Here is a 6,663-nt window from a genome sequence, read left to right on the forward strand (position 1 = left end):
AGCTCTTTAAAGCTAATTCTGAGCCTTAAATTAAATCTCTATCTCATGCCCCTGAACAGCCAGTTCAATAGGGAAATCAAAGGTATTGGTGTTCATAAAATTAGTGAACATCTTAGATGTGTACTTGTCGGTATGAGCAGGATCGTGATGAAACATTACCAAACGTTTAGCCTTGGCCCTCTTAGATAATTCTGCAGCGATTTCCATTGTACAATGCCCCCACCCTACTTTTTTTTCATATTCTTCCCGGTTAAATTGAGAATCGTGAATAAGCAAATCTGTATTAGTACATAGATCAAAACCGGAGATCCACTTATCCTCTTTAAATAAATGTGCCTTGTTTAGCACAGGTTCATGATCCGGGATATAGGCAACTGATTTGGATCCTACCTGGATTCTATAGCCAACTGTTGGGCCGGGATGACAAACAAATTTAGAGGTGATTAAAAACTTACCAAGTTTAAATGGCTCGTTCGACAATTCGTGTATCACTAATTTACCGGGGATATCCCTCAGCATTACAGGGAAAAGTGGCGGGGATAAAAATTTGTTCAATCTGTCTTTTAAGGGATAGGAACTACCACCGGGACCCCAAATATGTATTTCTTTATTAGGATCAAAAATAGGTTTAAAAAAACCCAAACCCTGAATATGATCCATATGTAGATGAGTCAACAAAATATCTATCCGGTCCGCAGTTCTATAGCTGTCAAAATCTGTTTCCAATATCCCCGTACCTGCATCCAGAATTATTCTTTCATTACCCTCTATGATTTCAATACACGAGGTATTGCCTCCTAACTTCCTGGTCTCCTTTGAAGAGGTGGGATAAGCACCACGGGTTCCATGTAGTTTAATTCTCATAGCTTAAGATCATTGTCCCAAAAAATTGCCAAAGCCCCGGCAAATTCCTTAGACCTTCCAATGATAGGGATAGATGTAACAGAGATTTTAAAAGACTTGCCTTCCAGGCTTTTTATCCAGAAGGTCTTGTGGGCCGGCACATGTGTCTGTATTGTGCTAACAAGCGGAAGTTCCTCCGGTGGAATTGCATTCCCTTTTTTGTCATGCGGTTGAAATGCGTTGCCCCAGTCCCCAACTTTCATTTCCCCTGTATCCTGGAAGCGTTGCCCCAGTATTTGTTCTGCCGGTTCATTGTAAAATACTAAAGTTCCTTCCGGATCTACTATAAAAACCGGGACGGAAAGACAATCTGCCAATTGCCTGCTTAATATGATTTCAATTTCATGTGCTGACATAGACAGACAAGTTTTGAAGGAGAGTTCTTTTAAATGTATAAAAAATAATTCGATTTTGTTCTATAATGCCCGCCAGAATAGGTTGCTATTGCTAGCAAAGTTGCTCGGGAGAAAGATATTCTTACAAGATAATAATTTCACTATTTTATCCCTACATAAAAACCCTAAAAAGTCTATGGCTTAAATCTATAATAGTTTATAGTTTATTGATAGGTTTATTATGGGACTTGTTTTCAAAAATAGTTGTAACCAACTATTGAGAAGCTAAACTTGCCCTATATTAGCAAAGGAAGCACTATCCAAAGCTGCACAATAGAGGCATAGCTTCCTCATTTCTATTTTAAATCTTATATGTATCTTCGAAAAATCTAAAATCCAAACCTGGTCAGGTATATTCACACGGCCCTGAATTGTACCCTTTTAAAAAAATATAAACATGTCAAAAAAAATAGTATTCTTTTTTTCTCTGATCCTTTTTACAACGGTAATGCTCGCTCAAACCCGGCCCTGGCAGGGAAAATTTGAACCTATTGATAACATGATTACCCCTCCCAACAGTTACAGGACGGCAAGTGGGGCACCCGGAAAAGCCTATTGGCAACAACGTGCCGATTATAAAATAAAAGCAACATTAGATGAAGCAAATAACACAATTTCAGGAGAGGAAACCATTACCTACCATAACAATTCTCCGGATGATCTAAGCTATATCTGGATTCAGCTGGAACAGAACGTAAACAAAAAAGGAAATGAAGATTTTGGTGCTTTTTTTAATAGTATAAAAGATTCAATAAATACACGCCAAATGCAATTGCTTACAAGAGCAATAGATTTTCCGGCCGGCTATACCATTAAATATATAAAAGACGCGAATGGCAATCCCATGACATCATTCGTTAATAATACAATGATGAAGGTAGTGCTTAAAGAACCTCTAAAGTCCGGTACATCCTTAAGTTTTTCTATGGCATGGTCTTATCCTGTTACAGACCGAAGTATGTTCTTTTTGTCACGGGAAGGTTATGAATATTTCCCCGGAGATGACAATGCTGTTTATTTGATTGCTCACTGGTTTCCGAGAATGGCTGTTTACAATGACACGGAAGGTTGGCAAAATCAGCAATTTCAAAGGCTAGGGGAATTTGCATTAGAATTTGGTGACTATGAGGTTGAAATAACTGTTCCCGAAGATCATATTGTGGCTTCTACAGGCTCCTTACTAAATGGCTCTGCAGTACTTTCAAGGGCACAGCAGGAAAGATTGAAAGAGGCGGCAGAGTCTTTTGACAAACCTGTTATGATCATTACCAAAGAAGAGGCTGAAAGCAATGAGAAAACCAAATCTACTAAGCAGAGAACCTGGAAATTTAGCGCTACCAATGTGCGCGACTTTGCTTTTGCTTCGTCTCGTAAGTTTATTTGGGATGCCCAGGCAGTAAAATTGCCAACAAATACAATCATGGCAATGTCTTTTTACCCAAAAGAGGGCTTACCTGTATGGAAGGAAGAATCTACAAAAGCCATAAAAAATGCGCTCGAGGTTTATTCAGAAGCTACTTTTGATTACCCTTATCCCGTGGCTATTTCGGTTAATACCTCCAATATAGGAATGGAATTCCCCATGATTAGCTTTAATGGGGGCAGGCCTAAAAATGGCAAAATAAGTGATCGTGCCAAGGCAGGAATGATTGGCACTATTATTCATGAAGTTGGACATAATTGGTTTCCAATGATTGTGAGTTCAGATGAACGTAAATGGATGTGGATGGATGAAGGATTAAACACATTCATTCATCAGAGAACTGTTGCCGAAAGATACCCACAATTTAGAAGTACAACTCCTAAAAGTATTGTGCCTTTTATGAGTGGCGACAAAAACATATTGCGCCCTATTATGACAACTTCTGACAATGAAATACTAACCCAATTTGGAAATAACTTTTACATGAAACCAACAGTTGGTTTGCAGATGTTGCGAAACTCAATTATTGGTCCCGAATTATTTGACCAGGCCTTTAAAGAATATTCCAATCGCTGGAAATACAAACACCCAAATCCGGCAGATTTATTCAGGACGCTGGAAGATGCAACGGCAGTAGACTTAGATTGGTTTTTCAGAGGTTGGTTCTTTACTACCGACAATGTTGACATGGAACTTACTGATGTAAAATGGTTCAGGGTTAATGAAGAAGAACTCAATACCAAGGACCAGAAAAAAACGGTTAAATTGAAAATAGAAGGTGAAAACATCAGCGAAAAAGCAAAGGATTTTTCTAGTGGACCAGAATCAATAACCATGACCTCAACTCCTGATACCTCCTATGGCGGATTCTTATCAAGAATGGATGAGCCTGAGCTCCGTAAACAACTTTCGGGTAAAAATATTTATGTAGTTACTATTAAAAATCTGGGCGGGCTGGTAATGCCTGTAACCATAGAATGGATATTTACAGACGGCTCTAAGGAGATTGAGACATTGCCTGCACAGGTCTGGCGCGGTAACGAATATGAAATTAAAAGGACTTTTATAAAAGAAAAAGAAGTTTCGCAAGTGAATTTAGACCCAAATTTTGAGTTTGCCGATACTGATATGAGAAACAATAGCTTTCCCAAAGTAGAAGTACCATCAGAATTTGATGCTTTTAAGTCGAAACAGCAATAGAATAATATATTGCTCTGATACCAGATACAATAAGGCAGCCGAAATGGCTGCCTTATTGTTTTTAATCAATTTAAAACGTACTAAAACAAAACTTTTAAGAATTGTCCTGAACCGTAGCTTTAGGCGCATTTTTTTTAACTGATGCAATCCCATTCGCCATAGAGGAAGCTGACGCATACATTTGGCTACCGCCAATAACTTGTCCATTAGAGGCTTTTAAACTAAAATAAGGGCGTCCGTCCTTTGCCTTTTTCTTATCGAACATTTTATCATTCTGTGAGTTTTTCCTAACGGATTCTATCCCGTTATCACAAGCAGCTTTTGAGTTGTACGCTTCACTTGTAAGAATTACTTGTCCGTTTGAGGCTTTAAGATTGAATCTAAACTTCCCGGCTTTGTCTTTTTTAATTTCAAATTTTCCCATTGGTATGTTTTTAAATGCTGCCTATAAAAGTAACAAAATATATTCTCTTTTTTCTCTGTTTTTTCTTTCCCTTCACTAATTTTTTCCCCTTTGATTGTGAATAACCCGGCGTTAAAAATCAATGCTTTTAATATTCAGGAGTATTGTCAGAAAAAATATTAGAATTAAGTAAGATTTTTACTAATAGGGCTATTTACAAAATACATTTTCATTTTGCCCCTGTTCTTTACAGCAATTTCTCCCCTGTACTCGCAGCTAAATTCATTTTTGATCAATTCAAATGTATGTTCGCTGATATTTATCTTACCTTCTTCGGACATCGATTCCATTCTGGAGGCCACATTTACTGTATCTCCCCAGATGTCATAAGAGAACTTTTTGCTTCCAACCACCCCGGCTACAACGGGCCCTGTATTGATCCCTATGCGAACATCGAATGAGAGTCCTTCATCCGTATTGCTTAACTTGGCATCTTCTACAAATTGTAAGATCTCAAAGCCGGCCTGTACCATTTTTACGGCATGATCCTTAGTCGGAAAAGGTATTCCCCCGGCACACATATAGGAATCTCCAATTGTCTTAATTTTTTCAAGATTGTATTTTTCCATAATGTCGTCAAATCCACCAAAGTAATAGCCAAGTCTTTTGACAAGTTCTTCGGGATTTACCTGTTCCGAAAAAGCCGTGAAGGCTTTGAAATCTGTAAACAAAACAGTCACGGATTTAAATTTATTGGCCTTCACAGTGCCCGATTCCTTTAATTCACGGGCAGTTTCTTCGGGCAAAATATTGAGTAGTAAACTTTCAGAACGGTCCTTTTCCCTTTCAATAATAGCGTTGGTTTTTCTTACGTATAAATTTCGTCTGTACAATCCTATAGCCAGAAGGAAAATTAGAAACAGCGCCGTGGCAGATGCAATAGTAATTATCTTTTGCGTTCGTTTTTGCTGATTGGCAAGGTCCAGCTCTATTTGCTTTTGTTCCATTTGCATGTCTCCCATTTGTTGAACTGTTGTAATGTTTTTTACACTATCCCTGAAGGCAATATAGTTTCTATAATATTTCAGCGCTGCAGAGGCATACCCTGTTCTTTCATATAATTCTGAGAGCTTTAAATAGGCGCTGCCCATTTCTGCTTTCATACCATATTGTTTTGCCAGGTTTAAGGATCGTAAGGAGTAGGTAAAAGCAGCATCCCAATCATTTCTGTCAGCATAAATATCAGACATATAGGTAAGGTATACCGTAATAGGCCGGTAATCTCCCAATTCCTCCAGGATGGTTATGGCCTCGCTGATATTTTCCTCGGCCTGGTTTTCCTGTCCTTTTTGCGCAAATGCCAGGCCTTTGTTTCCAAGGTTATAGGCCAAATAAGGTTTTCTTTTTTGAGCTTTAAAGATGGGGCCGGACTTGTTAAACAAAACCAGGGCTGAATCTGGTTCGCCAAACTCCAAATAGGAGTCTCCAAGATTTTCCACAGCGATGGCATATGGAATTTTATCCTCCAAACCTTCCAGAATTTTAATGGCATTGCTGTAGTATTGAATAACGTTAGGTTTATTTCCCATTCCTGAATATACAGCTGCTATGGCCGTATATAAATTTCCCAATCTCCTTTTTTCAGTACTTTCATCAATGAATTCTCTGGCTTTAAAATAACTTTCCAGAGCCATACTTAAATCACCTTTCTGTTCATGGGCATTCCCCTGATGTCGATATCCTCTATAAACATACCTGCCCGAATCGGCTGCTATAGCTTCTTTTAAAAGCTGATCAGTATATTTAAGTGACTCATCAGGATCCGGATTATTTTGGGCAATTTTATCTAATAATTCCAATTGTTGTGCCGGGTCATAGTTTCCCGACTCATAGAGTTTAACCAGGCTATCGGATACATTTCTATTTTGACCAAAACAGGCGGCAAGTGTGAACTGGAGTATTACATATACACAAATCCCTTTGACAAAATGCGCATTCTTCTTTGTGCGGCAAAATCTCATAAAGCAGGAATTGAATTATTCATTGGTCTTTATTGTTCCCCAATCTGGATTTTAGGCTCCACGGTATACATGCTGGTATTAGAACCTACACTAAATTGTAGCTGATATTTGTAAGGAATCTTTCCCCCGCGAATTACAGTAGCCTCTGCACTCTCACCTCCCTTTATGACAGCTGAACTAAAAATTCTTGGGCCACTTATGTATTTAATTGCCCTTATTCTGACCGGAGTATTTGATTCTGTAGAGGATACCCCTTTCCATATAATGTTATCGCCTACCTGGGCAAAAATAGTAAAATTTGCAGGGGTATTATTTAAT

At 38.4% G+C, this 6,663-nt stretch carries 6 protein-coding genes; 1 reads left to right on the forward strand and 5 read right to left on the reverse strand.

The window, feature by feature from the left end; genetic code table 11:
* Positions 1-30 precede the first annotated feature (30 nt).
* Together Q0X89_RS10795 and Q0X89_RS10800 are read right to left on the reverse strand one after the other, a co-directional pair.
* On the reverse strand, positions 31-864 hold the full coding sequence (locus tag Q0X89_RS10795; protein ID WP_297693991.1) for an MBL fold metallo-hydrolase: 834 nt from the start codon (positions 862-864) through the stop codon (positions 31-33).
* Positions 861-1,259 (reverse strand): PAS domain-containing protein, encoded by a 399-nt coding sequence (locus Q0X89_RS10800; RefSeq protein ID WP_297693992.1) that lies wholly within the window; start codon positions 1,257-1,259, stop codon positions 861-863. Before Q0X89_RS10800 ends, Q0X89_RS10795 begins: the two co-directional genes overlap by 4 nt.
* 436 nt (positions 1,260-1,695) lie before the next feature.
* Between Q0X89_RS10800 and Q0X89_RS10805 the strand changes: the two genes are divergently transcribed.
* Positions 1,696-3,921: a M1 family metallopeptidase gene (locus tag Q0X89_RS10805; protein ID WP_297693994.1), complete on the forward strand. Its 2,226-nt coding sequence runs from the start codon at positions 1,696-1,698 to the stop codon at positions 3,919-3,921.
* A 94-nt stretch (positions 3,922-4,015) separates the two neighbouring features.
* On the opposite strand, the gene Q0X89_RS10810 is transcribed toward Q0X89_RS10805, so the two are convergent.
* The 3 genes from Q0X89_RS10810 to Q0X89_RS10820 form a co-directional block, all read right to left on the reverse strand.
* The gene (locus tag Q0X89_RS10810; protein WP_297693997.1) at positions 4,016-4,345 is read right to left on the reverse strand and encodes a YegP family protein; all 330 of its coding nucleotides are present in this window, start codon (positions 4,343-4,345) and stop codon (positions 4,016-4,018) included.
* 164 nt (positions 4,346-4,509) lie between these two features.
* A complete protein-coding gene (locus tag Q0X89_RS10815; RefSeq protein ID WP_297693999.1) occupies positions 4,510-6,345 on the reverse strand; it encodes an adenylate/guanylate cyclase domain-containing protein in 1,836 nt (611 codons plus the stop codon).
* A 29-nt stretch (positions 6,346-6,374) separates the two neighbouring features.
* A partial coding sequence (locus Q0X89_RS10820; protein WP_297694001.1) for a hypothetical protein occupies positions 6,375-6,663 on the reverse strand: 289 nt, incomplete at its 5' end.

Source organism: uncultured Eudoraea sp. (genome assembly GCF_947258525.1).
Classification (GTDB): Bacteria; Bacteroidota; Bacteroidia; order Flavobacteriales; family Flavobacteriaceae; genus Eudoraea.

Bases quoted from the DNA above. Each gene is read 5' to 3' on its own strand.
- Q0X89_RS10795 (WP_297693991.1), bottom strand. From the start codon at position 864: ATGAGAATTAAACTACATGGAACCCGTGGTGCTTATCCCACCTCTTCA.
- Q0X89_RS10800 (WP_297693992.1), bottom strand. From the start codon at position 1,259: ATGTCAGCACATGAAATTGAAATCATATTAAGCAGGCAATTGGCAGAT.
- Q0X89_RS10805 (WP_297693994.1), top strand. From the start codon at position 1,696: ATGTCAAAAAAAATAGTATTCTTTTTTTCTCTGATCCTTTTTACAACG.
- Q0X89_RS10810 (WP_297693997.1), bottom strand. From the start codon at position 4,345: ATGGGAAAATTTGAAATTAAAAAAGACAAAGCCGGGAAGTTTAGATTC.
- Q0X89_RS10815 (WP_297693999.1), bottom strand. From the start codon at position 6,345: ATGAGATTTTGCCGCACAAAGAAGAATGCGCATTTTGTCAAAGGGATT.